The following is a 24,890-nucleotide window of genomic DNA, read 5'->3' on the forward strand; positions in this document are numbered from 1 at the left end:
ACCCCACCCAAGCCACAGGTGGCTAGGCTGGAGCTCACAGCTGGAACACAGCAACGGCAAAGCACCGGCTAACCGACAGATCGGAGAGTTGTCCCATGGCACCCCCGCACCCCATGACCAACAACCTTCCCCAGCTAACCCACCCCGACGGTTCCCCCATCCGCGCCCTGGTGGTCGATGACGAGCCCAGCCTGTCGGAGCTCATGAGCATGGGCCTGCGCATGGCCGGCTGGTCCGTAGCCGTGGCCGGCGACGGACCCACGGCCGTGAAACTGGCCAAGGACTTCCACCCGGACGTGCTTGTGCTTGATGTGATGCTCCCGGGGTTCGACGGCGTGGAGCTGCTGGGCAGGATCCGCGCCTTCGCGCCGGAGGTGCCGGCGCTGTTCCTGACAGCCAAGGACGATGTCCAGGACCGCATTGTGGGGCTGGCCGCCGGCGGGGACGACTACGTCACTAAACCCTTCAGCATGGAGGAGGTCCTGCTCCGCCTGCACCGGCTGGTACAGCGTTCCGGGGTGGCCGCGATGGACACCGCCGAGCTGGTGGTGGGCGATCTTGTCCTCAACGTGGACACCCGGGAAGTCACCCGCGCCGGGGACGACATCCAACTGACGGCCACGCAGTTCGAGCTCCTCCGCTACCTAATGGAAAACCCGAAGCGCGTGGTCAGCAAGGCCCAGATCCTGGATCATGTGTGGGATTACGATTTCGGCGGCCAGGCCAACATTGTGGAACTTTACATCTCCTACCTGCGCAAGAGGATCGAAGCGAGCCACCCGCCGATGATCCACACCGTGCGCGGCGCGGGCTATGTCATCAAGCCCGCAGACTAGCCGAAGGAAACGCGTGTCTCTTTCCGGTGTCCCCCGGCCCGCCGGCCGGTCCTGGTTCAACCCCTCCACCTGGCATCTCCGCACCCGCCTGATCCTGCTCTCCATGGTGCTCCTGGTGGCCATCTCCAGCGCGATCGGCGTGGCCAGCTATGCCTCGATGGACGTGGTCCTCACCAACCAACTGGATGCGCAGCTGAAGCTGGCGTCGCGCGGCCGGCCGCCCGAAGGAAACCCCTCAGGCCGCCCCGATCCCCTCGACGCGCGGGGCCAAAGCGTGGGAACGCTCAATGCCCGGGTGGTAAACGGGCAGATTAGCAGGGAGGCTGGCTTCCTTTCCTCCGACTTCACGCGGACATCCTTGACCTCCTCCGACGTTGCCACCCTGCAGGCACTCCCTCACGATGGCCTGCCGGTGGACCGCGGGCTGTCCAACGGCGACTACCGGGTGCTGGCCACGCAGACCGCGTACGGCGATGTGTTGATCACGGGACTGCCGCTGTCGATGAAGCAAAGCACCGAGGCCTCACTGGTACTGACCATGGTGCTGGTCTCGCTGGGCGGCCTTGTCCTGATCGGGCTGGCCGGCACGGCCCTGATCCGCAGGACCATGCGGCCGCTGGAACAGCTGTCCGACGTTGCCACCAAGGTTTCCAAGCTGCCCCTGGATGCCGGTGAGGTGGCGCTCGCGGTGCGGGTGCCGCCCTCCGCAGCGCACCCCACCACGGAGGTGGGCAGTGTGGGCCACGCCCTGAACCTGATGCTGGAGAACGTCTCCAGCGCGCTGGAAGCCCGGCAACGCAGCGAGATGAAGGTGCGCCAGTTTGTAGCAGATGCCTCCCACGAGTTGAGGACACCGCTGACCGCCATCCGCGGTTACACCGAACTGATGCGGATGACCGAAACATTGACCGAGGACGGCCAAAAGTCCCTGGGCCGCGTCCAAAGCCAGTCGGAGCGCATGACCGCGCTGGTGGAGGACCTGCTGCTACTGGCAAGGCTGGATGAAGGCAAGGCCACCGAAACCACGGACGTGGACCTGACCCAGCTGGTGGTCGAAACCGTCAGCGACGAGAAGGTCATGGCCCCGGACCACACCTGGCAGCTGCAGTTGCTGGATGAGCCGCTGACCGTCCGCGGGGACACCACGCAACTCCACCAGGTGCTGGCGAACCTGCTCTCCAACGCCCGGAAGCACACGCCGCCGGGGACCACCGTGACCACCGGCGTGATGCGCTCGGCCGACGGAAGCGTGGTGGTCACCGTCACCGATGACGGGCCCGGCATACCGGCCGAATTCCAGGGCAGCATCTTCTCGCGCTTCACCCGCGCCGACACCGCCCGGTCCGGTTCCGAGGGTTCCTCCGGCCTGGGCCTGTCCATTGTCGAATCCATCGTCATGGCCCACGGGGGCACGGTTGAGCTGGTCTCCCGACCGGGCAGGACCGAGTTCGCGGTCCGCTTTCCGGCCGCTGGCTCCGCCGCATCCTGACCTGCGTTCCACGCCGCCCTGACTTACACAGCCACGTCACAGGTTGTGCCTAAAGCCCACAAATACGGTGGAGCCACTGTTGATGCATGACGCTCACCGACTCCACTTCAGGAACCCTGCAGGACGCCGCGGTGGCGCCGCCGGGCCTTCCTTCCCGGGGACGTGCCGTACGGCGCGCCCCCGTGGACACGCGCACCGCCGTCCCCGTCCTTGACGTCACCGTCCCCGTCTTCAACGAGGAGCGCGACCTTGAGGAATGCCTCCGCAGGCTCCATGGGCACCTGCTGGATACCTTCCCGCATACTTTCCGGATCACCGTGGCGGACAACGCCAGCACGGACGGAACCCTGAAGATCGCCGAACGGCTGGCCCGCGAGTTCCCGGAGGTGACGGTGGTCCACCTGGATGAGAAGGGCCGCGGGAATGCGCTGCGGAAAGTGTGGCTTGCTTCCCCGTCTCCGGTCCTGGCCTACATGGACGTGGACCTTTCCACCGATCTGGCGGCGCTGCCCCCGTTGCTGGCACCCCTGATTTCCGGGCACTCGGACCTGGCAATCGGCACCCGCCTGACCCGCAACTCCCGCGTTGTCCGCGGGCCTAAGCGGGAGTTCATTTCGCGCAGCTACAACCTGATGCTCCATTCCCTGATGGCTGCCCGGTTCAGTGATGCCCAGTGCGGGTTCAAGGCCATCCGGGCCGATGTCGCACAGCAGATCCTCCCCTACACGGTAGACAACTCCTGGTTCTTCGACACCGAGCTGCTGGTCCTGGCCGAACGCTGCGGCCTGCGGGTCCATGAAGTCCCCGTGGACTGGATCGACGATCCCGATTCCAGCGTTGATGTGGTCCGCACGGCGCTGGCCGATATCCGTGGGATGGCACGGCTCACCCGCGACCTGCTCTACGGCCGGATCCCGGTCCCTGAACTGCGCGCAGCCCTGGCGCGGGGGCCGCTGCCTGCGTCGTCGCGGGCCGACGAACAGACCCGCCGCGGCAGCCTCTTCGGCCAGCTGGTCCGGTTCGCAGCCATCGGCGCCGCCTCAACGCTTGCCTACCTGCTGATCTTCCTGTTTTGCCGCGGCTTCATGGATCCGCAGCTAGCAAACTTCCTGGCCCTGCTGGTCACCGCCGTTGCCAACACCGGAGCCAACCGGCGCTTCACGTTCGGCATCCAGGGCGGCAACCCGGTCCGGCACCATTTCGAGGGGCTGATCGTGTTCGGCATCGGCCTGGTGCTCACCTCGGGGGCACTTGCCCTGGTGCACTGGACGACGACGCCTGACCGGTGGGCGGAAGTCCTCACCGTCGTGGCGGCGAACCTTGCGGCCACGGCAGTGCGGTTTCTGCTGTTCCGGCTCTGGGTGTTCCGGGAACGGACGCCGCGGGCGAAAACGGGCGACCCGGGCGGCACCGCCTTTCCGGCAGCAGAGCCCGGCGAAGACACCGAAGCCGGCACCCAAGCCACCTCCTCCACAGAAACGGCAGCATCATGACCTCCACCATTTCTCCCGCCGGCCACGCTGCCGACACGCCAGCACCTTCTGCCGACCCGGACCTGCAGCCAGCAGCCGACGGGACCGCGCCCCGCTGGAAGCGCTACGCGTTCGGAAACCAACCGCGCTGGGTCCGGCCGTCAGCCGCGGGGCTCCTGCTGGCCACGGCGGTCCTCTACCTCTGGAACCTGGCAGCCACGGGCTACGGCAACTCGTTTTACGCCGCCGCCATCCAGGCGGGCACCAAGGACTGGACCGCCTTCCTCTTCGGCTCGCTCGACGCCGGCAACGCCATCACCGTTGACAAACCACCCGCAGCGCTGTTTATCCCGGCGCTGGCAGGCCGGATCTTCGGCTTCTCATCCCTGAGCATGCTGGTGCCCGAAGCGCTCATGGGCGTGGCCGCCGTCGGCTTCCTGTACCTGGCGGTCAAGCGGGTCACCGGACCTGCGGCGGGCCTCCTGGCCGGGAGCGCCCTGGCGCTGACGCCGGTGGCTGCCCTGATGTTCAAGTTCAACAACCCTGACGCGATGCTCTCCCTCTGCCTGGTGCTGGCGGCGTACTTCACCACCCGGGCCATCGAACGCGCGGGCTGGAAGTGGCTCGTGGCGGCCGGCGCCGTGATCGGCCTTGCATTCCTCACCAAAATGCTGCAGGGGTTCCTGGTGGTACCGGCGCTGGGGCTTGCCTACCTTTGGGCGGCCCCCACCACGCTGGGGCGCCGGCTGCTGCACCTGCTGGGCGCACTGGGCGGCATCATCGTTGTAGCCGGCAGCTACATCGCCCTCTTCCAGTTGACCCCGGCGTCGGAACGGCCGTACATGGCCGGGTCCACCACCAACAGCTTCCTGGAACTGACGTTCGGCTACAACGGACTGGCGCGCATCACGGGCTCGGGTGAGGGCGTGCCCGGCGGCGGGGCGGCAGGCGCGGGCGGCGCACCCGCAGGCGGTTTCAGCGGCGCACCCGGCTTCGGCGGCGGCAACAGCGGATTCGGCGGCGCGGCGGGCCTGCTGCGGATGTTCGGGACCAGCTTTGGCGGCGAAGTGTCGTGGTTGCTGCCCGCGGCCCTGGTCCTGCTGCTGGCAGGCCTCTGGTTCACCCGCCGCGAAGTCCGCACCTCAACGAGCCGGGCGGCACTGATCCTGTGGGGCGGCTGGCTCCTGGTCACGGCCGGGGTCTTCAGCTTCATGAGCGGCATCGTCCACCCCTATTACTCGGTGGCACTGGCACCGGCCATCGCGGCACTGGTGGGCATCGGCGCCGTCGAACTCTGGCGCGGCCGCGCGTACTGGCCGGCCCGGACCGTCCTCGCAGCGGCCATCCTCGGCACCTCCATCTGGTCCGCCGTACTCCTGGGCCGGGACGCCGCGTGGCTCCCTTGGCTGCGCATAGCGATCATCGTCCTCGGCGTCGTTGCCGCTGCCGCAGTCCTGTTCCGCCTGGACGCAGTAGGAACCTCCGGACGCTTCCGGCGCGCAGGCGCGGCCGCCGTCGTCGTCGTATCCCTCCTGGCCGGTGGACTGGGAACCGCCGCGTGGACCCTCGCCACGGCCGCCACGGCACATTCGGGTTCCATTCCGACGTCGGGGCCGGCGGGGTTGTCAGCCGGCGGCTTCGGCAGCCGGGCCGCAGGACTCCGCGGTGACCGCACAGACGGCAGGGACGCCGCCGCGGACGCTGCTGCCGGTGCAGAAGGCTTCGTCCCTGCCAATGGCCTTCCCGGCGGTGCTGGTGGTCCCGGTGCCGGCGGAGCAGGCGGTCCCGGTGAAGGTACCGCCGACGCCGCCGTGACCACGCTGCTCTCCTCCACCACCACGAAATGGTCCGCCATCGTCTCGGGCGCCAGTCAGGCAGCCGGCCTGGAACTTGCCTCGAACACCAGCGTCATCGCGCTGGGCGGCTGGAATGGCGGTGACCCCTACCCCACGCTCGCCGAGTTCCAGGACATGGTCGCCAAGGGCGAGATCAGTTACTTCATCGAAGGCGGCGGAGGGATGGGCGGCGGCATGGGCGGCCGGGGCGGCCGGGGCGGCAACTCGGAGGTGGTTGCCTGGGTCCAGGCCAACTTCCAGGCCCAGACGGTGGGCAACTCCACCGTGTACCAACTCACCAAGTAGGACGCCATGGCCGGCCGCTTCACCAGCACCACATATCGACGCACCGCCACCAGCCTTGTGCCGTCCCGTCCGGGACAGGCAGCCGAAACAACCCGTACCGCCAGGGGGAGCGGAAAGGACGGCTCTGGCGTCCGGCGGCCCCGACCTGCCCTCGCGCAGCGGCTGGAACTGGCAGCAGTCCTGGCGGGCACGGCCGTGCTGTACCTCTGGAACCTGGGGGCGTCCGGCTGGGCCAATGCGTTCTACTCGGCGGCAGCCCAGGCCGGATCGCAGGACTGGACAGCCTGGTTCTTCGGTTCCTCCGATGCCGCAAACTCCATCACGGTGGACAAGCCGCCGGCGTCGCTGTGGATCACGGGGTTGTCCGTCCGGCTCTTCGGGCTGAATTCCTGGAGCATCCTTGTGCCCGAAGCGCTGATGGGGGTCGGCGCGGTCTGGCTGCTCTACCTCGCCGTCCGGCGGGCGGCAGTACCGGCCACCGGTGACGCAAAGCTCGCGCATCGGGCCGGGCTGCTGGCCGCCGCGGTCCTTGCCCTCACCCCCGTGGCCACGCTGATGTTCCGGTTCAACAACCCGGACGCCCTGCTGGTGCTGCTCATGACGGCGGCCGCCTACGCGGTCCTCCGTGCCATCCAGGATGAACGGCTGGGGTGGCTTGTGCTGGCGGGGGTATTTCTTGGCTTCGGGTTCCTGGCCAAGCAGTTGCAGGTGCTGCTGGTGGTTCCCGGCTTTGCCCTGGCGTTCCTGGTAGCGGCCCGGGGCAGGATGGGGCGGCGCCTGCTCTGGCTCGCTGGCACCAGTGCCGCGATGGCGGCTTCCGCCGGATGGTGGCTCCTGGCGGTGGAGCTGACACCGGCCAGCGTGCGCCCCTACATCGGCGGCTCACAAAACAACTCCATCCTGGAGCTGACGCTGGGCTACAACGGCCTGGGCCGGCTGACCGGCGACGAAACAGGCAGCGTGGGCGGCGGCAATGGCTGGGGCGTTCCGGGGCTGCTGCGGATGTTCAGCAGCGAGTTCGGCGGCCAGATCGCATGGCTCCTGCCGTCCGCCCTGATCCTAGCCGCTGGCCTTCTCTGGGTGGGCCGGCGGGCCCCGCGGACCGACATGGTGCGCGCCAGCGTCATCATCTGGGGCTCGTGGGTACTGGTGACCGGCCTGGTGTTCAGCTTCATGTCCGGCATCATCCACCCCTACTACGCGGTGGCACTGGCACCCGGCATAGCCGGGCTTGCAGGGTTGGGCGGAGTTCTCCTGTGGCAGCACCGGCACCAGCCGGCCGCGGCCATTGCCCTGTCTTCAGCCACAGCAGCGGCGGCAGTCATGGCGTTCCAGCTGCTGGGCACAACCACCGCCTACGGTCCCTGGCTACGCGGGCTGGTCCTGGCAGCGGGCTTGGCGGCCGCGGCCGGGGTTGGACTGGGCAGGCTTCTTCGCCTGCGCTCCACGCAGTGGACGACGGCGGCCCCGTGGACGACGGCGGCCCGGTGGACGGCAGCAGTGCAGCGGACGACGGCGGCGCTCGCCATTGCGGCATCGCTCGCCGGACCGCTGGCGTTCTCCATCTCCACTGCGGCGACGGCCCACAGCGGGGCCATTGTCAGCGCCGGTCCGGCGACAGCATTCGGCGGCCCGGGCGGGTTCGCCGGCAACAGGGCCGGTGGGCCCGGCACGGGCGGCAGTGCCCGGCAGTTCGGCGGTCAGGCCGGACAAGGCCAGGGCCAGGGCGGAGCTGGCGGGGCCGCCGGACGTGGCGGCGGTGGAGGTGGCGCTATGGGTGGTCTTCTCGGCGCCCCCACCCCGTCGGCAGACCTGGTGGCAGCGCTGAAGAACGGTGCAGCGGGGTACACCTGGGCCGCGGCGGTGGTGGGTTCCAATAATGCGGCCGGTTACCAACTGGCAACGGAACTCCCCGTGATGGCGATCGGCGGCTTCAACGGCACCGATCCCTCCCCCACCCTTGAGCAGTTCCAGGAGCTGGTGTCGAAGGGGAAGATCCACTACTTCATTGCCGGCGCAACCATGCGGTCCAGCACCGGCTCAGACGCTGCCACCCGGATTGCACAGTGGGTAGCCGAAAACTTCGCCGCGCAAAGCATCGGCGGGACCACGGTCTACCAACTCGCCGCCTGATCCGAACTGAAACCTGGAGCAATTCGACGCGCTGCGGCCGTGACTTCCGTTACCTAAATGTGACTTTCGCGTTTCATTCCTGTACCGTCGATTGGGTGCGGTCCCCGTTCGGGCCGCATATCCCGGGTTGACGCCAAGCTCTGCCGCTTCCCCGGATTCCGATTGAGCTACGGCAGAGGCGGGGGACCCACCGTCCCGGGCAATGCATGCCCTTGGGGTTAAGCCAGTACGTGTTCTTTCCGTACGGCCGGATGCCCTCATCCGAACCCGACAGCTAACTCCGCAGGTGTGAGAGGCGATCAATCATGTCCAAAAACACGGCAGAAGCACGCCTGCAGGCCAAGGCTAAACACCGGGCCGCCAAGCAGGCCAAGAAAACCACCCTGGGCCAGCGCGCGGGAATTCTCGCAGCATCGTGCGCCGTGCTGGTGGGGGTAGGCGCGGCAGGTCAGGCCACCAGCAGCATGACTCCAGTGTCATCGACCGAGTCCAACACTTCCACGGCAGCGGCCGACTCCCAAATGAGCATTGAGAAGAGCGAGATCCGTTCCAACCCGGCAGCCACCCCCGCCCCGGCAGCCATTACGGTCGCGCCGCAGGCAGCAGAACCGGCCCCGGCAGCGCCCGCACCGGCGCCCGCGGCTCCCGCACCCGCCCCGGCACCCGAGCCCGCCCCGGCACCGGAGCCGGCTCCCGCCGTCGCAATTAACGACCCCGCCGGCGCCCAGGCGTACGCCGCCGGCCAGCTGGCCTCCTTCGGCTGGGGCCCGGATCAGATGCAATGCCTGCAGACGCTCTGGACCAAGGAATCAGACTGGACCACCACCGCCACCAACGCCAGCAGCGGGGCCTACGGGATCGTCCAGTCCCTGCCCGCGGAGAAGATGGCGAGCGCCGGTGCGGACTACCTCACCAACTACCGCACGCAGATCAACTGGGGCCTGGACTACATCAAGAAGAGCTACCAGTCGCCCTGCGGTGCCCTGGACTTCCACTTGGCACACAACTGGTACTAAGCAGGTCACCCCGCAACGGGGAACTGCAGCGCAAGCCGCGGGCCGCCTCACATGATGCGGTCCGCGGCTTGCTTTAAGGGTTGGCCTGCCCCTCATTCCGCCACGGAATGTACTGCACTGACCACCTGTTTCCGTCTGGATCGGCGAAATGGACGAAGTGGCCCCAGTCCTGCACGTCGATGTCGCTGACGTCCACGCCGTTGTTCTTCAAAAAATCGTGGGCGGCCTTGATGTCATTGACCACCATCTGGAGGTTGGATCCGGAGCCTGGCGGGGCGTCCATGAGTCCTTCGCCGATGCAGATGGAGCAGGCGGAGCCTGGCGGCGTCAACTGCACGAAGCGGATGGAGTCCGAGGGCCGCTCGTCATAGTCGGCGTTGAAGCCAACCTTGTTGACGTAGAAGTCCTTGGCCCGGTCGACGTCGGATACGGGGACAAACACGAGCTCGAGTTTCCAGTCCATCCGCTCAGGCTAGCGGCAGGAAACCGTTTGAAAAAGGGTGAATAACTACCCTGCGATGCCGTAGAGGCGGTCGCCGGCGTCGCCAAGGCCAGGAACGATATAGGACTTTTCGTTGAGTTTCTCGTCGATGGAGGCCAGGACAATGTGCACATTGGCCCCGGACAGCTCCTCCTCCAGCCTGGCAAGGCCTTCCGGCGCGGCGAGCAGGCAGATGCAGGTGACGTCGGACGCGCCGCGCTTGAAGAGGAACTTGATGGCCTCGCGCAGGGTGCCGCCCGTTGCCAGCATGGGGTCCAGGACGAAGACCTGGCGGCCGGTCAGGTCCTCAGGGAGGCGCTCCGCGTAGGTGATGATGTCCAGCGTTTCCTCGTCCCGCGCCATGCCCAGGAAGCCCACTTCAGCGGTGGGGACCAGCTTGGTCATGCCCTCCAGCATCCCCAGCCCGGCGCGGAGGATGGGGACAACCAGCGGGGTGGGTTTGGTGAATGCGGTGCCGATGGTGGTGCTGACGGGCGTTTCGATGGTGACGGGCTCGGTGCGGACTTCCCGGGTGGCCTCATAGGCCAGCAGGGTCACCAGCTCTTCCGTCAGCTGCCGGAAGACAGGAGACGGCGTGTTCTTGTCCCGCAGGACGGTGAGCTTGTGGGCGACCAGGGGGTGGTCAACAACGAGAGTACGCATCCCCCAAAACTATCATCCGGCGCTGCCCTTCCCGGGTCCGGAGCTTCCGTGCTCGTGCACTTCCTCGGCGACGACATCGCGCACGATCGGACGGTCGAACGACGGCGCGGCACCGGCGTGCTCCCGCCTGCGGACAAGGTGGAACAGCCGGTGGGCCATAATCACCACACCGACCCAGGTGAGGCCCAGAAGCCACCCTGCCATGACGTCCGTCAGCCAGTGGTGCCCCAGGAAGACGCGGCTCAGGCCCATGGCGATGATGAAGATGGTGCCGGCCGTAATGGCAGCGACGCGGACCCGCATGGTGTGGAACTGGAGGCAGATGAGGTACACCACCAGGCTGATGACCACCGTGGTGTTCAGGGTGTGGCCGCTGGGGAAGGATGGCGAGTCCTCGAACGGGGGAACAGCGTCCGCGTGGTCCGGGCGGGTGCGGCCCACCAGCTTCTTGCCGAACGTGGTGGCCGTGATCGACGCTGCTGCTGCCCCGCCGATCAGGACCAGCGGCCGCCAGTTCCTGCTGAGGTAGGTCAGCCAGGCGGTGAGGATGCTGGCCAGGATGGGCATGCCGATGCCGCCGCCGATGTTGGTGAAGCCGGTGACGAAGGCATCGAGCGCCGGGCTGCGCAGGCTTTCGGCGAAGGCCAGGGCAGGCTTGTCCATGTTGGCCAGACCGGCGGAGTCCACCACGTTGTCGTAGACTTCCGCACCGAGCAGCGCCAGCGACACGATGACGACGCCGCCCACCAGGATAGTGAGGACCAGCGCCGCATAGGGTTTGAACCAAATACTTATGCGGTCCCGAAGAGTGTCCATGGTGCCTCCCGGCGTCGGTAAGTAACCTGAATATCCCTCGAAACTATCATTGAGCCATGCCCTTGCCGGAAAAGAAATACCATGCCTGGATGGGCCTTGCCCTTGCGGAGGCCCGGCGGGCGCTGACAACGGAGGACGTGCCGATCGGGGCCGTGGTGATAGGGCCCGACGGCGGTGTGCTGGGTTCCGGCCGCAACCAGCGCGAGGAACTGGGCGACCCCACGGCCCACGCCGAGGTGGTGGCCATCCGGGAGGCGGCCCGGCGGTTGCAGGAGCTGGCCAGGCTGGAGGGCGGCGCCGGCGATGGCTGGCGGTTGTCCGACTGCACCTTGGTGGTCACCCTGGAACCCTGTGCCATGTGTGCTGGGGCGATTGTGCTGGCCCGGATCCCGCGGGTGGTCTTCGGGGCCTGGGACGAAAAGGCAGGCGCCGCCGGCTCTGTGTTCGACATCCTCCGTGAACGGCGGCTCAATCACTGGGTTGAGGTATACCCCGGCGTCCGGGGTGAGGAGTGCGGCTCGTTGCTGCGCGAGTTTTTCGCGGGGCACCGCAGCACGATCTGAGCTGCGAAGCTCCTGGAGCCGGAGCGTGGCGCGTCTCCCGGAACCGCGGTCAGTCGCGCTCCCCCAGCATGGCCAGGACCTGCCTCGCGGTGCTGTTCCAGTCCGGCAGCCGTGGCCGGGCGTCCAGGGCCGCCGCATGCCAGGCCTCCCTGGTGCCCGGATCCTCAAGCCAGCGGCGGAGGACGCCGGCCAGCCGGCCGGGGCTCTCCCGCCCTCCCTCGGGAAGGGGCAGCGCCGCGCCGGGGAGCCGGGGCCCGCCGTCGGCCGACACCAGGCTGGCCAAGGAAAGAGCCTCCACCGCACCTGTCCCTTCACGGACCAGGACCGGGACACCGTGGGCAAGGGATTCGGTAACAGCCATGCCAAAGGCCTCCTGCCGGGAGACGAGGAGGCTGAGGTTTGCCCGCGCCCATTCGGCTTCGAGGGGGTCGCCGGTGAGTTCCCCCGTGAGCCGCACGCGCTGCTCGAGCCCGTGGGCCGCGATGGCGCCACGCACCTCCTGCGCGTAGTCCGGGTCGGCCAGGTCCGAGCCTACTAGGGACGCAGACCATGGAAGATCCTGCACCTTGGCCAGGGCCTCGACTGCGAGCAGCTGGTCCTTATTCGGCAGCAGCGCCGCCACCACGATGAGGTGCAGGGGTATGGAACCTTCGGCTTGGGGAGCGGGAGTAACGCCGGGAAGGGCGACTCCGGGCTTCGGCAGCCCACGGTGCGCAAGCTTTGCAGCGGCCCAGGTACTGGTGCAGATCACTCCTGTTGCTGCCCGGAGTGCCCGGGCTTCGCTGGCAAGAGCTGCTGTTCCGGAGCTCTCCGGCACGGGCATATGCACCAGGACCCATGTTTCCCGCCCCGCTTTGTCCGCGAGTTCCAGTTCATCGGGGGCACCCACCGCCACCAGCCCGTCCACGATGACCACTGGCCGGCCGGGCCCCGCTTCCGGTTCCCACGCCCCAAGAAGGCTGCCCAGCCGGCGTCGTTCCGCGGCACCGGCCTCCGGCCAGCTTCCCTCAACGGCAACGACCTCAACCTCGCAACCATGGGACTGCAGGCCAGCCACCAGACGGGCGTTATAGACGTTCCCGCCGGAGCTGTGGTGAATGTTGCCGGGGACCAGCAGCCGGATGGGGCGCATGGCTAGGCGGTGAGGTCCAGGGAATAGGTGGCCCAGGCGTCCGGATTCTCGCGTAAGGTGACGTCAATTCCTGCGAGTTCCCGGCCGTCGTCGGTGTCCTTGATCCGGGTGCCCACCTGCTGGGCGACGTACTCGGCGAGGGCTTCGGTGGTGCTGAGTTTACCCTGGAAATCGGGGTGTTCGTCCAGGTTCCGGTAGTTCAGGCCTGCCAGCACTTCCTCGATGATGGTGCCGGCGGCCCCGATATCCAGGACGATTGCGTCGTTGTTCAGTGCGCGACGGCGGAAGGCAACTTCGGCCACGAAGGTTGCCCCATGCAGTCCCTGGGCTGGACCAAACGCTTCCCGGGGAAGGCTGTGGGCGATCATGAAGTGGCGGCGGACGGTCAGGCTGAACATGGGTTACCTCAAGTTTTCCGGGTTGGGGGTGGCTGGGCTGGCTGCGGGACTGGTGGCCGGGTACTCCACCACGTGGCAAAGGGCAGCCAGGCTGCCGTCCGCCAGGCTTTGCACCACGTCCGGGAGGTCCTCGAACCGGGAGGAACCGGTCAGGAACGCTTCGAAGACGGGGTCCTTGAGCAGCGATATGGCGAGGTCCAGGCGGTCGGCGTTGGTCCGGCGGTGCCGGCGGGCGCGTGCCACCGTGCCCACCTGGCTTGCCCGAATGGACAGCCGCCTGGCGTGGAAGTCCTCTCCCAGCGGGACGGTGACCTCGCGGTTGGCGTACCAGGACATCTCGATGACGTCGCCTTCATCGCCCACGAGCTGCAGGCTGCGTTCCAGGCCTTCCTGGGATGCAGAGCAGTGGAACACGATGTCGCAGTCGGCCAGCGCGTTGTCCGGGTGCGCGAAGTCCACTCCCAGCGTGTCTGCGAGCTGTTTCCTCCCGGGATCGAGGTCCACCAGCTGCAGTCGCTGCAGCGGGAATTTGCCCAGCAGGGTGGCGACCATGCCGCCCACCAGGCCGGCGCCCACGACGGCGATCCGGTCCCCCAGCCGCGGCCCGGCTTCCCACAGCGCGTTGACCGCGGTTTCCACGGTGCCGGTGAGGACGGCCCGGCGGGAGGGGACATCGTCGGGGATCCTGGTCAAGGAGTCCACGGGAACTACGTAGAGGTCCTGGTGGGGGTTCAAGCAGAAGACGCGCTGGCCTTTCCATTCCGCGGGTCCGTCCTCCACGACTCCCACCGAGAGGTACCCGAACTTTACGGGCCCCGGAAACTGCCCTTCCTGGTGGGGAGCCCGCATAGCCTCCGCTACCCGGGGCGGCACGGCCCCCGCGTGGACCACCATCTCGGTGCCCTTGCTGATCCCGGAGTACAAGGCACGCACCAAGGCCTCGCCCGGCCCTGGTGCGGGAACCTCCTCAGCCCTGAGCTCGCCGTGTTCCTTGGCGGTGGTCCAGTATGCGGTGGCGTGGATCGGATTCTGTGAATTTGTCATCTTGCTGACGAATCTAGCCGGACGTGCGGGGACGGCGAAAGTCCGACGGCGCGTGGCCCTCTATCCTGCAGCGGTTGCCCTTCGGTGCACGGGGATGCGCGAGGGCATTGGGAGGGGCATGAGAGCCGTTGGGATTGAGCGCGCACCCGTCAAGCGGAGGGGCGGGTTCATCTCATACGGATTGAGTCTGGACTGCTCAGGCAGATGATGCGGTACCTCAAGCGGAGGGAGGCCGGGCCTCTCACGCCGAGGGCGGGTGGAGGATGCGTTCGAGCCATTCCTCCCCCGGGGAGAAGCCCACCCTGGCCAGGTCCACGGAAACGGCCACGCTCCCTTCAGACAGCCTTGGTTCCAGTACCAGCCGTGGCCATTGTGATGGTTCCCAGTCCTGGTGTTCGCTTTGGTAGTGGCGGCCGGTGGGTGAGGTCCAGCCGGGTGGTTCGTTCTTGGTCGCGGGGGTGGGTTTCCAGCCTGTACTGTGGCGGAGTTTGTGGTGTTTCGGGCAGGGCTGTCCCAGGTTCCTGGTCCCGGTAGTGCCGCCTTTGGCCCGGGCGAGGATGTGGTCGGCATCGTTATCCAGGGAGTTGTTGCTGCAGCCCGGGAATGGGCACTTGCCGTCCCGCATCCTCAGCCAGGCCCGCATCGCTTTCGTGACCCGGTAGCTGGTCCTGCCGATTTCCAACGGAGCCCCGTCCCGCGGGTCCACCAACACCCGGTAGAACGAACCGGCACCGTCCGCGACGAGCCGCCGCGCCATCGACGCCGGGACCGGCCCGTACCCATCCAGCATTGCCGGCTCATCACTCACGCCCAGCAACGCACACACCGGAACAGTGACCAGCACCTGCGCCCGGATCGGTGAATGCACGCGGTCCCGGACGGCCCCCGCACCCTCCGTGAAGCTGCCGCTGCCGCGGGTGTCGCTGGCGTTCGTGGTGGTGCTGCCAAGGATTGCGGCGGTGAAGGTGTCCGCGCGGAGCTGGGTCAGGGTCCGGGGTTCGTCCGGCCCCTGCAAGGACCGGGCGACCGCGGTGAGCCCGTTCCACCCCGCCTGGGCCTGGTCCGCTGGAAGGTACGCAGACAACCAGGCCATCCCGTCCCGGTCCGGCCGGAACTCCACCCGCCGCTCCGCCACCCCCTTGGCGTGCCGTTCCTCGATACTCTCAGCGTGGTGGCGTTCCCGCCACGTCCGGGCCTTGACCCGGAACCGGTGCGCCGGCAACTCCCCGGCCGGGCAGCCCCGCGCCGCATCCGGTGCTTCGGGATCAAGGAAATGGGCTTCCAAGGCCGCCACCCCAACAGGATCAAGACCCGCGGTCTCGTCCGCCATCACCACCGCGTGCTGCCACGAGATCGTCCCGGCCTGCAAAGCCTCCAAGGTCCGCGGCAACCCGGCGGTCAGGGCGTGGGAGGTGGCCAGGAACGAACCCGCCGCCCGCGGACCAAGGGCCAGCACGCACCCGATTTCCGCCGCGACCGCCATCTCCTGCGCCACCACCGGCACATCCGGGCCCGCAACAGCAAAAGCTGACTCCGAATACTTCACCGCAGCCTTCGCCTTCAACCCCGCGAACCCGGCCTCCACCTCCCGTGACCCGGCCAAAATGTCCAGGCACCCATCCGCCAACCCAGCCAACGGATCCCCCACCGAAAACGGCACCAACCCCGCCCCATCAACCTCAGCATTGAGCACGGCAAGGGCCGCCCGGATATCCCCGAACGCCTTCACCACCGCCGCTGTCCCCATAAACCCATCATGACAAGGGGGTACGACAATGAGGATCGGAAGCGGCGTGAGCATTCGCCGCAGGCCGTTTTGGGGATGCAGGCCATGCTCCGGTACCCTATTGAGGTTGGTGACGTGTCCGAGCGGCCGAAGGTGCAACACTCGAAATGTTGTTTGGTGTAAAAGCCAACGTGGGTTCAAATCCCACCGTCACCGCCACGTAGAAAGGCCCTGCTTCTCCCTCGACAAAGGGAAGCAGGGCCTTTTGCTTGCCGTTTCGGCAAGGGGCAGGAACCTGTTGTCGCCTGACTCCGGGTGTGGCCGCAGCCTGCTAGAGAATCAGCTGGTGCATCCTGTGGTCCTGCCACTCGCCGGCGATCCTCAGGTAGGCGCGGGCCGTGCCGTACGCCTCGAAACGGTTCTTTTCCAGCACCCTTTGGGACGCCGTGTTGTGGACCAGCGTTGCGGCCTCAAGGCGGTGGAGGCCCAAATTAACTTTCGCGAGTTGGGTGGCGGCAGCTACCGCCGCCGTCATCAGCCCTCTCCCCTGGAAGGAATCGGAGATCCAGTAGCCCAGATGGGCGTTCTGGAATGCGCCGCGCACGATTGAGCTGAGATTCAGCAGTCCCACAATGCCTGCATCTCCTGCCAGCACCAGGGGCACCGCCGTGCCCGCGTGAAGCTCGGCCAGCCGCCTGCCGATCACCTCCCGCTGGCCCTCTACCGAATAAAAACTCTCCGGACGGACCGGCTCCCACGGGGCAAGGTGGGACCGGTTGGCTTGAAAGGCAGCTGCCAGTGGCACTGCATCGGACTTCCGGACAGGACGAAGGAGAATGCCTTCGGAAAGTTCACAGGAGAAGTCCACGGGGCCAGACTACGCGGGTGGCGGTGTGCGCGGCTAAGGGGCCGACGGCGGTGTGGCCTGCCCCTGCACGCCGGCCCGCTTCCTGATGCCCAGCAGCATGGCCCGGTCCATCACCAGGTAGGCGGGCCGGAGTATGAAATCGGTGACGCGGAGGCTGGTGGGACGCCGGGAACCATAGCGGGTCCTCAGGAGCAGCCGCGTGGCTGAGTCGCCGGCAGCACGGAGGACGAACTGCCAGGTCCCGGTCACGGTGCCCGGGGGCGCGCCCGGACTGGAATCGAGGACCAGGTGCCGGCCGGGTTCCAGGGCGACCACGCGCGGGCCATGCCGCCCGCCGGGGTATCCATCCGGCGTAAAGGCAATAATGTCGCCCACCTTCAAGTCCTGCCACTCGGGATGGATGCGGTCCGCGTTGGTGACCCCCAGGTGGAGCAGCCCGTTTTCCACCCACGTGTAGGAATACAGGCCCGCACGGTCCACACCCATTTGCACCAGCCATGGCCACACGTCCTCCGGGCGGGCGGGGATGGTGACGGCCATCGTTTGGACTTCATCGGCGTCGGGGACCAAGTCGTCGCCCGGCAGGGGCATGGCCTTTTCGGTATCCGTTGCACCCCACGTTCCCAGCATGCGCGGCAACACAGCGTGGGTCAGGAAACCGGCTGCCGCGGCAAGACCAAGAAAGCCCGTAAACCGCCGGCCGAAACCAGCCGTTGCGTGCGGGGCGCGCAGCGATGGCGCGCTAATCGCCATCACGTACGGCATCATCCTGCCCATGGCACACCTCCTTGAAGTCCGGTATCCACGGAGCCTACAAACCGGACTGCCCTTAGTCCCAGAGTCCAAAGCCCCCACGGAACGCTGCGTCCCTGCACGCCGTGCCACCGGCTGCCCTTGACTCCAAGTCCGTCCACGGACTAGAAAGTAAGCAGCCTTATTATTTGTTGGTTCTGCCGAAAAGTTCTGCAAAAGGAGGACAAGCCATGAGTGAGAAGCCGGGTAACCAGACACCGAACACGCCCGACGTCAGTGAGACCGAACTGCGCAACATGAAGGTGGACGAGCTCCGCCAGGAAGCCAGGGAAGAGCACATCAGCGGCGCATCAGGCCTGCGCAAGGAAGAACTGGTCAAAGAGGTGGCCAAGGCCCGCCAGGACGGCGGCGGCCGCGATCGTGATGATGCCGGTTCCGCTGCGGAAGACGCTGAAGACCTCGGCGCAGGCCCGGACGGCGGCAAGATCCGGTACGGCGATGACTCGTCCAAATCTTTGAAGTATTCGCAGGAGATCACCTCCACCGAGGAGGAACCGGAACGCGAAGGCCGCAGCCTGGCCACGACCCACCATGAAGTCATCCGGCAGTGGGCGGAAGAACGCGGTGGAGTTCCGGCCACCGTTGACGGCACCGAACACGGCGACCATCTGGGTGTCCTCCGCATCGATTTCAGGGACAAGGACACCAACCTGCGCGAAGTCAGCTGGGAGGAATGGTTCAAGACTTTTGACGACCGCCGGTTGAATTTCATCTACCAGGAACAGCGGACCGACGGAACCCAGTCCAACTTCTTCCGGCTTGAAAACCCGGACCGTGAGGACGCTTGAGCCTTCCCAAAGGCCCTGCTAAGGCCTCGTGAATCCGGGCACAACAAAGGAAGCGCCCCCGCTGATGAACTGATGCGGGGGCGCTTCCTGCGTGAACTGCTAAAGCCGGGTGTCGAACGACCCGCAAAACACGTTCTCATTGAACGTCCCCTGGAACTCCGATTTCCCCTGGATCTTTTCCACCGCAGCGCGGATGGCTTCGCGTGTCCCGGCGTGGGCGTGGATGGCGGTCCTGACCATGGGCACGTCGATCAGGTGGTTTGGCTGGTTGAGCGATACGAACACCGTGGGAACCTCGGTGACGTACCAGGGGATCTCAGCAGCCATCGGGGAAGACCACTTGATCCGGATGGCAGCCTCCTGCGCAAAGCCCTTCACGTTGGCGAACACAAACGCGGCGTCGTACTTCTCCGAGTAGTCCCCCGTGGCTTCCTCCGAAATAACGGACATGAAGTTCACGCCAGCCTCCCCCGCCGCCGCACGCTGCTCCGCCGTCCGGAACAGGTGTACCTCGAAACCGGCGGCCTCCAATTCCTCTTTGACCACGGCCAGGTAGGCCAGCGGATCGGCACGGGTGAAGTCGGCGCCGCCGGAGATGCCGTAGAGCCGGATCCGGGGATGGGTTTCGGGCGTGATGGGCAAGTTCCCTGCGGTGTCCTTGACCAGCGTCACGGTCTTGTCCGCGATCTCCGCCGCCATGGCACGGTGCCCAGATGACCCGATCAATGCCAACGCCTCAACAGGCGGGACCAGCTGGTCAACGGGCTTGAGGTGCAGCCCCAATGATGCCTTCAGCCCCAGGATCCGCCGCAGCGCATCGTGCAGCCGCTGCTCGGTGATGACTCCGGACTTGTATCCGTCCAGCATGTACTGGAAGTCCTCAGCGGGGTTGCGGAAGAACAGGAACATGTCGCAGCCGGCAGCGATAGTGGCCGGCACCAGGTCCTTGCGCTTCCTCGCCGCGGTCAGGCCCACCATCTGTGAGGCATCCGTCAGCACCAGGCCGTTGAAGCCGAGCTCCCCGCGGAGCAGGTCCTGCAGCAGCTCCGGAGACAACGTGGCCGGCAGGATTTCCGCGTCCGCCATCCCGGGCTGGAAGTGCCGGGAGACCTCGGGCGCCCCGATGTGGCCCACCATGATGGACTGCACGCCGTGCGCGATCATCTCCCGGTACACGTGCCCGTACGTGCGGTTCCACTCCCCGTAGCCGAGGGTGTTGTAGGACGTGACCACGTGCTGGTCGCGTTCGTCGATGCCGTCGCCAGGGAAGTGCTTCATGGCGCAGGCCGTGGGAGATTCACTGATGCCGTCGAAGTACTCCTTGGCGCGTTCCACCACGATCTGTGGTGTGTTGCCAAAGGAACGCGTGGAGATGACGGTGTTCCGCCAGTTGTAATGGATGTCCACGATCGGTGCGAATGCCCAGTTGCACCCCAGTGCCGCCGTTTCCACCCCGGCCACCTGCCCCATCTGCCGGGCGATGGATTTATCGGGGTGCGATCCGGCCTGGAGGTGCGTACAGACGAACGTGCCGTCGTCGCAGCTGCCGGCCCCGCCCATCTCGGGATTGGACGCGACCAGCAGGGGAATCCGGGTCCTGGACTGTGCATACCGGATGTGTTCCTGGACAGCGGCGGACGGGCCAGGCCGGTAGCGCATGCCGCCCACGTGGTAATTCTCCAGCACGCCGTCAAGGTATTCGGGCGAATAGTCGTTGTTGTGGTTGATGAAGAGCTGCCCGATCTTTTCCTCAAGCGTCATGGCACCAAGGGTGCCTTCCACCCAGGCGATTGCGTCGGCGTCGAGATTGAACGGCGCTGCCGCAAGGTCGACGTCGAACTGCCGCGGCCGGGTGCCGTGTGCACCCTTGTGTGAAGGTACGACGGCGGCGATCCCCTTGAGTGCCTGGGCCACCACCTCCGGGACGGGTGCGGCGATGTCCACCACGACGCCGGCCTCGTCGTCCTGGAGCGGTTCGAGGGTGGCGAGTTGGGAGTCGAGGAGCGCAGGTGGCATGAAGTGCCCGGACCTGCCTGCTACCCGCTGTGCGAGAACTTCCTTGCTCCCGTTCAGGTGCAGGAAGATGGTGTCCGGTGCCTGGGCGCGGATTGCATTGCGGTAGCTGCGCTTGAGGGCAGAGCAGGCAAGGACCAGGCCGGCGTCGCCGGCTTTGGCCAGCTCGGCACCGACGGTGGCGAGCCAGGGCCATCGGTCCTCGTCCGTCAAGGGCGTGCCGGCTGCCATCTTGGCCACGTTCTCCACCGGGTGCAGGGAATCGCCGTCAAGGAATGGAACCCCCAGTTCGCGGGCCACGAGCCCGCCGATGGTGGTCTTGCCGCAGCCGGAGACGCCCATGACGACGATGCGGATCTTGTTCATTGGTGCTTCCTCACCAGTCATGCCCACGCTCACCAGTCGTGCACGGTGCCGTCGACGAGGCGGTTGTAGGGCAGGTAGGCCTGCTGGTACGGGAAGGCCGCGGCGGCTTCTTCGTTGAATTCGACCCCGATCCCGGGCTTGTCGCCCGGGTGCAGGTACCCGTCCACAAAGGTCATGGACTGCTCGAAGACCTCGTTGGTCTTGTCCGAGTGCTGCATGTACTCCTGGATCCCGTAATTATGGATCGCCAACCCCACATGCAACTGCGCCGCGAACCCCACCGGGGAAATGTCCGTCGGCCCGTGGAAGCCGGACTTGATCTGGTACTGCGCGGCGAAATCCATCACCTTCTTCAACGGCGAGATCCCGCCGAAGTGCGTGGACGCGGCCCGGACATAGTCGATGAGCTGTTCCTTGATCAGGGTCTGGAAATCGAACACGGTGTTGAAGATTTCCCCGATCGCCAGGGGCGTGGTGGTGTGCTGGCGGACCAGGCGCAGGCCTTCCTGGTTCTCCGCAGGGGTGCAGTCCTCCAGCCAGAACAGGTCATAGGGTTCCAGTGCCTTGCCCAGCTTCGCGGCCTGGATCGGCGTCATCCGGTGGTGCCCGTCGTGCAGCAGCGGGATCTCCGGACCAAACTCGTTCCGGACCGCCTCAAACACGGTGGGCAGGTGCCGCAGGTAGGCGCGGGTGTCCCAGTCCTCCTCCACCGGGAACGCACCCCGTCCGGCCGGTTCATAGTCGTACCGCTCCCCCGATGCCTGGGCCTGCGCCGCCACCCCATACACGGCCTTGATCCCCGGGACCGCGGTCTGGATCCGGATCGACTTGTAGCCCAGCTCCAAATGCTCGCGCACGGAATCGAACAGCGACTCAATATCGGACCCCGAGGCGTGCCCGTACGCCCGCAGCCCGTTCCGGGACGCCCCGCCGAGCAGTTGGTAGACAGGCAACCCCGCGAGCTTGCCCTTGATATCCCACAAAGCCATGTCCACCGCGGCGATCGCCGCCATCGTCACCGGCCCCCGGCGCCAATACGCACTCCGGTACAGGAACTGCCAGGTGTCCTCGATCCGGTGCGGGTCCTTCCCGATCAGCAGCTGTGCCACGTGCTCCTTCAAATACGCGGCAACAGCCAGTTCCCGCCCGTTCAACGTGGCATCACCAATACCGGTCACCCCATCCTCCGTCGTGATCCGGAGGGTCACGAAGTTCCGGGACGGACTGGTAACGAACACATCGGCGGCAATGATTTTCATGGGACTAACTGTTCCTTCCGGAAGTAAAAAGCAGGGTCTAAAGATGAGTGGGAGAGGCGGTTTTGGCGGGGTGGGCATGGAAGGTGCCGCACAGCCCGGAGACCAGGGAAACGATCCCGTCGTCGTTGGCGATGTCTTTGCTGACCAGGCGGAGCAGGGCCTGGACCCTGGGTGTGCCGGACAACCCGTTGGCGGCCTTGATGTCTTCGGCCAGCGGGTCCTGGAATTCGGCGCCGGAGCCGGCATAGTCGACCCACGAGGCAAGCATCAGCGCGCTGCCGGAGCCGCTGCGGCCGGCGGCGCGTTCGGCCAGCAGGACCGGGACGGCGCGCATGCGCAGCTTGGTGGTCCCGTCGGCCGCGATTTGCGCCAGCCGGTGGGCGATGCGGGCATTGCCGAACCGGTCCAGCAGGGCTCTCCGGTACTGCGGGATGTCCAGGCCTGCTGCGGTCAGGTGGTTTGCCGCTTCGTTCCAGAAATCCTCCACGGCCTTGCGGCACACCGGATCGGCCAAGGCCTCGGCCACAGTGGCGTGGCCGCGGAGCTGCCCGGCGTAGGCCAGGATTGAGTGCGAGCCGTTGAGGAGCCACAGCTTGCGGTTTTCATAGGGTTCTATGTCACCGACCATCACCGCGCCTGCGTCCTCCCAGCGCGGCCTGCCGGCCGGGAAACCACCGCTAAGCACCCAGTTCCGGAACGGTTCAGCCACCACCGGCGACCTGTCGCGGTAGCCGCATTGTTCGGCCACTTCCGCGATATCCGCCTCCGTGGTGCGGGGGGTAATGCGGTCCACCGAGGTGCTGACAAAGCTGACGTTCGCTTCGATCCATTCCACCAGCCCTTGGCCCCAGGCGCCCGCCAGGCCCAGGACCGCACGCCGGGCCACCTCACCATTGGCCGAAAGATTGTCGCAGCTGACGACGGCGATGGGTCCTGAGCCGCTGTCCCGGCGCCGGGCGAGGGCCAACACCAGGCGCCCCAAAGGCGTCACCGGCACACCGGAACCTTGCGCCCCTGTCCCGCCCGACGCCGCTGCCGACAGCGCCCGGAGGTCATCCACCGCACCTGGAGCGCCGGCGTCGAACGTTCCATCCGCGGCCAGCCCGTAGGCAGCCTCGGTGATCGTCAGCGTGACGATTGCCGTTTCCTTCGCCGCGACCAGCTCGCAGAGCCGTGCAATGTTGGCCCCGTCCACCGCCTCCACGATGCTGCCGATGACTTCGAAGCTGTCGCCGCCGGCCGACCGCTCCACCAGCGTGTAAAGGCAGTCCTGGCGGGACAACGCTGCCGCGGCGTCGGGGCGGCGGCCCGTGAACGCCGCGATCCCCCACTCCGCCGCGTCCGGGGCGTGCTGGGTGTACCAGGCCTGGTGGGAGCGGTGGAACGCCCCCAGCCCAAGGTGCACGATGCGCACCGGGGGTTTGGGCAGCGGCTTCAGGCTGCGGTTGAGTGCAGGCGGCGCGGCGTTCACAGCTTGAACACCCGCCGGGGAGACGCGTCCACGATGTCCACGATCAGTTCATGCGCCCGTTCCTCGCTGACCCGGTGTTCAGCAACCAGCCTGGCCAGGAAGGACGCCTCGATCCGACGGGCGGTGTCATGCCGGGCCGGGATGGAGCAGAAGGCCCGGGTGTCGTCGATGAAGCCCGAGGACCGCGAGAATCCTGCCGTCTCCGTGACCGCCGACCGGAAACGGAGCATCGCGTCCGGGGCGTCCAGGAACCACCACGGCGCCCCGAGGTAGACCGACGGGTAGAACCCGGCCAGCGGCGCCAGTTCCCGGGAGAACACCGTCTCGTCCAGGGTGAACAGGACCAGGTGGAAGTCCTTGTCCGTGCCGAAATCCTGCAGCAGCGGCCGGACGGCCTCGGTGTAGTTGACGGCTACCGGAATGTCATGGCCAGTGTCCGCGCCGAAAGCCTCGAACGTCGGGGCGTGGTGGTTGCGGAACGAGCCCGGGTGGATGGTCATGACCAGGCCGTCCTCCACGGACATCCTGGCCATCTGGTACAGCATGTGTGCCTCGAAGGCGCCCCGTTCCCCCGGCCCCGCCTGCCCGGACCGGCCGAGCTCGAAAAGCCGCTCCGCCTCGCCGTCGTCCAGCTTCAGCGTTGCGGGCGTGAACACGCCGTGATCCGCGGACACGGCACCGCGTTCCACAAAGTGGCGCCGGCGTGACTCGAGTGCCTGGATGTACCCGGCGTAGCCGGAGGCGCCGTCCCCGGCCGCGCTGATGAGACGTTCCACGTTGTCCTGCCAGGCCGGATGCGCCATGTTCAGGTATTGGTCCGGCCGGAACGTAGGCAGTACCCGACCCGAAAAGGCAGGATCCGCCTGCAGGGCTGCGTGGCTGTCCAGGGAATCCAGCGGGTCATCAGTGGTGGCCAACACCTCAATGTTGAATTCCTTGAACAACTCGCGCGGCCGGAAGCCCGGCTCCGACAGTTTGGCCTGCAGCGCGTCGTAGAGCCGGTCAGCGTTCTCCGCGGATGGCTCCTCAGGCACGCCGAACACGTGCGCGAACTCCTGCCGGATCCAGTACCCGGAGGCGGTTCCCTCAAAGTTCGGCCACGCCTCGCAGAAACGGCGCCACACCTGGCGCGAGTCAGCGGGCTGGCCGCCCAGGCCCAGCTGTCCCATAGGCACCCCGCCGGCGTGGATCAACCGGGTGACGTAGTGGTCCGGCGTGACCAGCAGCGCTGCCGGGTCGGGAAAGGGCGTGTTCTGTTCGATCACCGCCGCATCCACGTGCCCGTGCGGGGAAATGATCGGCAGCCCTTCCACCTTCGCGAAGAGAGAACGGGCAATCTCCCGGACCCCGGGGTCGGCGGGCAGGAGCCGGTCCGGGTGGTCCGCTATCGGCTGGCCCATGG

21 protein-coding genes, 1 tRNA gene and 1 riboswitch are annotated in these 24,890 nt (G+C 66.9%); of the genes, 9 read left to right on the forward strand and 13 right to left on the reverse strand.

All coding sequences use genetic code 11. The features are described from left to right. Nucleotides 1–95 precede the first annotated feature (95 nt). The 6 genes from ACTJK0_RS16320 to ACTJK0_RS16345 all read left to right on the forward strand — a co-directional run bounded on the left by ACTJK0_RS16320 (nt 96) and on the right by ACTJK0_RS16345 (nt 9,087). Complete coding sequence (locus tag ACTJK0_RS16320) at nt 96–836, forward strand: response regulator transcription factor (RefSeq protein ID WP_440745891.1); 741 nt, start codon at nt 96–98, stop codon at nt 834–836. Further along, on the forward strand, nt 814–2,325 hold the full coding sequence (locus ACTJK0_RS16325; protein ID WP_440745892.1) for a HAMP domain-containing sensor histidine kinase: 1,512 nt from the start codon (nt 814–816) through the stop codon (nt 2,323–2,325). The genes ACTJK0_RS16320 and ACTJK0_RS16325 overlap by 23 nt, the downstream gene beginning before the upstream one ends. An 86-nt stretch (nt 2,326–2,411) precedes the next feature. Further along, a complete protein-coding gene (locus ACTJK0_RS16330) occupies nt 2,412–3,818 on the forward strand; it encodes a glycosyltransferase (RefSeq protein ID WP_440745893.1) in 1,407 nt (468 codons plus the stop codon). Continuing rightward, a complete protein-coding gene (locus ACTJK0_RS16335; RefSeq protein ID WP_440745894.1) occupies nt 3,815–5,938 on the forward strand; it encodes an ArnT family glycosyltransferase in 2,124 nt (707 codons plus the stop codon). The genes ACTJK0_RS16330 and ACTJK0_RS16335 overlap by 4 nt, the downstream gene beginning before the upstream one ends. 6 nt (nt 5,939–5,944) lie before the next feature. Next, nucleotides 5,945–8,071, forward strand: coding sequence for an ArnT family glycosyltransferase (locus ACTJK0_RS16340; protein ID WP_440745895.1), 2,127 nt, complete (start codon nt 5,945–5,947; stop codon nt 8,069–8,071). Between the two features lie 139 nt (nt 8,072–8,210). Further along, nucleotides 8,211–8,371: riboswitch (cyclic di-AMP (ydaO/yuaA leader) on the forward strand. A 5-nt stretch (nt 8,372–8,376) separates the two neighbouring features. Then, the gene (locus ACTJK0_RS16345; protein ID WP_110544988.1) at nt 8,377–9,087 is read left to right on the forward strand and encodes a hypothetical protein; all 711 of its coding nucleotides are present in this window, start codon (nt 8,377–8,379) and stop codon (nt 9,085–9,087) included. 73 nt (nt 9,088–9,160) lie between these two features. Here the strand turns inward: ACTJK0_RS16345 and ACTJK0_RS16350 are convergent, their stop codons facing one another. Genes ACTJK0_RS16350 through ACTJK0_RS16360 form a run of 3 tightly spaced genes read right to left on the reverse strand, consistent with a single transcriptional unit; the run spans nt 9,161 to nt 11,047 of the window. Then, complete coding sequence (locus tag ACTJK0_RS16350) at nt 9,161–9,550, reverse strand: glyoxalase superfamily protein (RefSeq protein ID WP_110544987.1); 390 nt, start codon at nt 9,548–9,550, stop codon at nt 9,161–9,163. A 45-nt stretch (nt 9,551–9,595) separates the two neighbouring features. Continuing rightward, nucleotides 9,596–10,231 (reverse strand): uracil phosphoribosyltransferase, encoded by a 636-nt coding sequence (gene upp / locus ACTJK0_RS16355; RefSeq protein ID WP_043451999.1) that lies wholly within the window; start codon nt 10,229–10,231, stop codon nt 9,596–9,598. A gap of 12 nt (nt 10,232–10,243) precedes the next feature. Continuing rightward, nucleotides 10,244–11,047 carry a phosphatase PAP2 family protein gene (locus ACTJK0_RS16360; protein WP_440745896.1) on the reverse strand — a complete coding sequence of 268 codons (804 nt, stop codon included), beginning with the start codon at nt 11,045–11,047 and terminating at the stop codon, nt 10,244–10,246. Between the two features lie 56 nt (nt 11,048–11,103). Between ACTJK0_RS16360 and ACTJK0_RS16365 the strand changes: the two genes are divergently transcribed. Then, a complete protein-coding gene (locus ACTJK0_RS16365; protein WP_110544982.1) occupies nt 11,104–11,610 on the forward strand; it encodes a nucleoside deaminase in 507 nt (168 codons plus the stop codon). Between the two features lie 49 nt (nt 11,611–11,659). Here the strand turns inward: ACTJK0_RS16365 and ACTJK0_RS16370 are convergent, their stop codons facing one another. The 4 genes from ACTJK0_RS16370 to ACTJK0_RS16385 form a co-directional block, all read right to left on the reverse strand. Further along, on the reverse strand, nt 11,660–12,742 hold the full coding sequence (locus ACTJK0_RS16370) for a glycosyltransferase family 4 protein (RefSeq protein ID WP_440745897.1): 1,083 nt from the start codon (nt 12,740–12,742) through the stop codon (nt 11,660–11,662). 2 nt (nt 12,743–12,744) lie between these two features. Then, a complete protein-coding gene (locus tag ACTJK0_RS16375) occupies nt 12,745–13,140 on the reverse strand; it encodes a 6-pyruvoyl trahydropterin synthase family protein (RefSeq protein ID WP_440745898.1) in 396 nt (131 codons plus the stop codon). A gap of 3 nt (nt 13,141–13,143) precedes the next feature. Continuing rightward, nucleotides 13,144–14,184, reverse strand: coding sequence for a dehydrogenase (locus tag ACTJK0_RS16380; RefSeq protein WP_440745899.1), 1,041 nt, complete (start codon nt 14,182–14,184; stop codon nt 13,144–13,146). Nucleotides 14,185–14,425: 241 nt separating this feature from the next. Then, nucleotides 14,426–15,931: a DUF222 domain-containing protein gene (locus ACTJK0_RS16385; protein ID WP_440745900.1), complete on the reverse strand. Its 1,506-nt coding sequence runs from the start codon at nt 15,929–15,931 to the stop codon at nt 14,426–14,428. A gap of 108 nt (nt 15,932–16,039) precedes the next feature. Here ACTJK0_RS16385 and ACTJK0_RS16390 point away from each other — a divergent pair. After that, nucleotides 16,040–16,129: transfer RNA gene (locus ACTJK0_RS16390), tRNA-Ser, on the forward strand. Between the two features lie 112 nt (nt 16,130–16,241). Here the strand turns inward: ACTJK0_RS16390 and ACTJK0_RS16395 are convergent. After that, nucleotides 16,242–16,778 (reverse strand): GNAT family N-acetyltransferase, encoded by a 537-nt coding sequence (locus ACTJK0_RS16395; RefSeq protein WP_110544972.1) that lies wholly within the window; start codon nt 16,776–16,778, stop codon nt 16,242–16,244. A 33-nt stretch (nt 16,779–16,811) separates the two neighbouring features. Further along, nucleotides 16,812–17,555, reverse strand: a complete 744-nt coding sequence (locus tag ACTJK0_RS16400; protein ID WP_440745901.1) for a hypothetical protein — start codon at nt 17,553–17,555, stop codon at nt 16,812–16,814. Between the two features lie 206 nt (nt 17,556–17,761). Between ACTJK0_RS16400 and ACTJK0_RS16405 the strand changes: the two genes are divergently transcribed. After that, entirely contained in the window at nt 17,762–18,379 is a 618-nt protein-coding gene (locus tag ACTJK0_RS16405; protein WP_110544971.1) for a Rho termination factor N-terminal domain-containing protein, read from the forward strand. 99 nt (nt 18,380–18,478) lie between these two features. Here ACTJK0_RS16405 and ACTJK0_RS16410 read toward each other — a convergent pair whose 3' ends face one another. The 4 genes from ACTJK0_RS16410 to uxaC are packed head-to-tail and all read right to left on the reverse strand — an operon-like array spanning nt 18,479 to nt 24,888. Beyond that, a complete protein-coding gene (locus tag ACTJK0_RS16410) occupies nt 18,479–20,758 on the reverse strand; it encodes a gluconokinase, GntK/IdnK-type (protein WP_440745902.1) in 2,280 nt (759 codons plus the stop codon). A gap of 29 nt (nt 20,759–20,787) precedes the next feature. Beyond that, on the reverse strand, nt 20,788–22,017 hold the full coding sequence (gene manD, locus ACTJK0_RS16415) for a D-mannonate dehydratase ManD (RefSeq protein ID WP_440745903.1): 1,230 nt from the start codon (nt 22,015–22,017) through the stop codon (nt 20,788–20,790). Nucleotides 22,018–22,054: 37 nt separating this feature from the next. Beyond that, the gene (locus tag ACTJK0_RS16420) at nt 22,055–23,488 is read right to left on the reverse strand and encodes a mannitol dehydrogenase family protein (RefSeq protein ID WP_440745904.1); all 1,434 of its coding nucleotides are present in this window, start codon (nt 23,486–23,488) and stop codon (nt 22,055–22,057) included. After that, complete coding sequence (gene uxaC, locus ACTJK0_RS16425) at nt 23,485–24,888, reverse strand: glucuronate isomerase (protein WP_440745905.1); 1,404 nt, start codon at nt 24,886–24,888, stop codon at nt 23,485–23,487. Before uxaC ends, ACTJK0_RS16420 begins: the two co-directional genes overlap by 4 nt. Nucleotides 24,889–24,890: the final 2 nt, after the last annotated feature.

Source organism: Paenarthrobacter sp. 22069 (genome assembly GCF_052046035.1).
In the GTDB taxonomy this organism is placed as follows: Bacteria; Actinomycetota; Actinomycetes; order Actinomycetales; family Micrococcaceae; genus Arthrobacter.

Excerpts from the sequence above, each read along its gene's own strand:
- ACTJK0_RS16320 (WP_440745891.1), top strand. The coding sequence starts at position 96 with ATGGCACCCCCGCACCCCATGACCAACAACCTTCCCCAGCTAACCCAC.
- ACTJK0_RS16325 (WP_440745892.1), top strand. The coding sequence starts at position 814 with ATGTCATCAAGCCCGCAGACTAGCCGAAGGAAACGCGTGTCTCTTTCC.
- ACTJK0_RS16330 (WP_440745893.1), top strand. The coding sequence starts at position 2,412 with ATGACGCTCACCGACTCCACTTCAGGAACCCTGCAGGACGCCGCGGTG.
- ACTJK0_RS16335 (WP_440745894.1), top strand. The coding sequence starts at position 3,815 with ATGACCTCCACCATTTCTCCCGCCGGCCACGCTGCCGACACGCCAGCA.
- ACTJK0_RS16340 (WP_440745895.1), top strand. The coding sequence starts at position 5,945 with ATGGCCGGCCGCTTCACCAGCACCACATATCGACGCACCGCCACCAGC.
- ACTJK0_RS16345 (WP_110544988.1), top strand. The coding sequence starts at position 8,377 with ATGTCCAAAAACACGGCAGAAGCACGCCTGCAGGCCAAGGCTAAACAC.
- ACTJK0_RS16350 (WP_110544987.1), bottom strand. The coding sequence starts at position 9,550 with ATGGACTGGAAACTCGAGCTCGTGTTTGTCCCCGTATCCGACGTCGAC.
- upp (WP_043451999.1), bottom strand. The coding sequence starts at position 10,231 with ATGCGTACTCTCGTTGTTGACCACCCCCTGGTCGCCCACAAGCTCACC.
- ACTJK0_RS16360 (WP_440745896.1), bottom strand. The coding sequence starts at position 11,047 with ATGGACACTCTTCGGGACCGCATAAGTATTTGGTTCAAACCCTATGCG.
- ACTJK0_RS16365 (WP_110544982.1), top strand. The coding sequence starts at position 11,104 with ATGCCCTTGCCGGAAAAGAAATACCATGCCTGGATGGGCCTTGCCCTT.
- ACTJK0_RS16370 (WP_440745897.1), bottom strand. The coding sequence starts at position 12,742 with ATGCGCCCCATCCGGCTGCTGGTCCCCGGCAACATTCACCACAGCTCC.
- ACTJK0_RS16375 (WP_440745898.1), bottom strand. The coding sequence starts at position 13,140 with ATGTTCAGCCTGACCGTCCGCCGCCACTTCATGATCGCCCACAGCCTT.
- ACTJK0_RS16380 (WP_440745899.1), bottom strand. The coding sequence starts at position 14,184 with ATGACAAATTCACAGAATCCGATCCACGCCACCGCATACTGGACCACC.
- ACTJK0_RS16385 (WP_440745900.1), bottom strand. The coding sequence starts at position 15,931 with ATGGGGACAGCGGCGGTGGTGAAGGCGTTCGGGGATATCCGGGCGGCC.
- ACTJK0_RS16400 (WP_440745901.1), bottom strand. The coding sequence starts at position 17,555 with ATGGGCAGGATGATGCCGTACGTGATGGCGATTAGCGCGCCATCGCTG.
- ACTJK0_RS16405 (WP_110544971.1), top strand. The coding sequence starts at position 17,762 with ATGAGTGAGAAGCCGGGTAACCAGACACCGAACACGCCCGACGTCAGT.
- ACTJK0_RS16410 (WP_440745902.1), bottom strand. The coding sequence starts at position 20,758 with ATGAACAAGATCCGCATCGTCGTCATGGGCGTCTCCGGCTGCGGCAAG.
- manD (WP_440745903.1), bottom strand. The coding sequence starts at position 22,017 with ATGAAAATCATTGCCGCCGATGTGTTCGTTACCAGTCCGTCCCGGAAC.
- uxaC (WP_440745905.1), bottom strand. The coding sequence starts at position 24,888 with ATGGGCCAGCCGATAGCGGACCACCCGGACCGGCTCCTGCCCGCCGAC.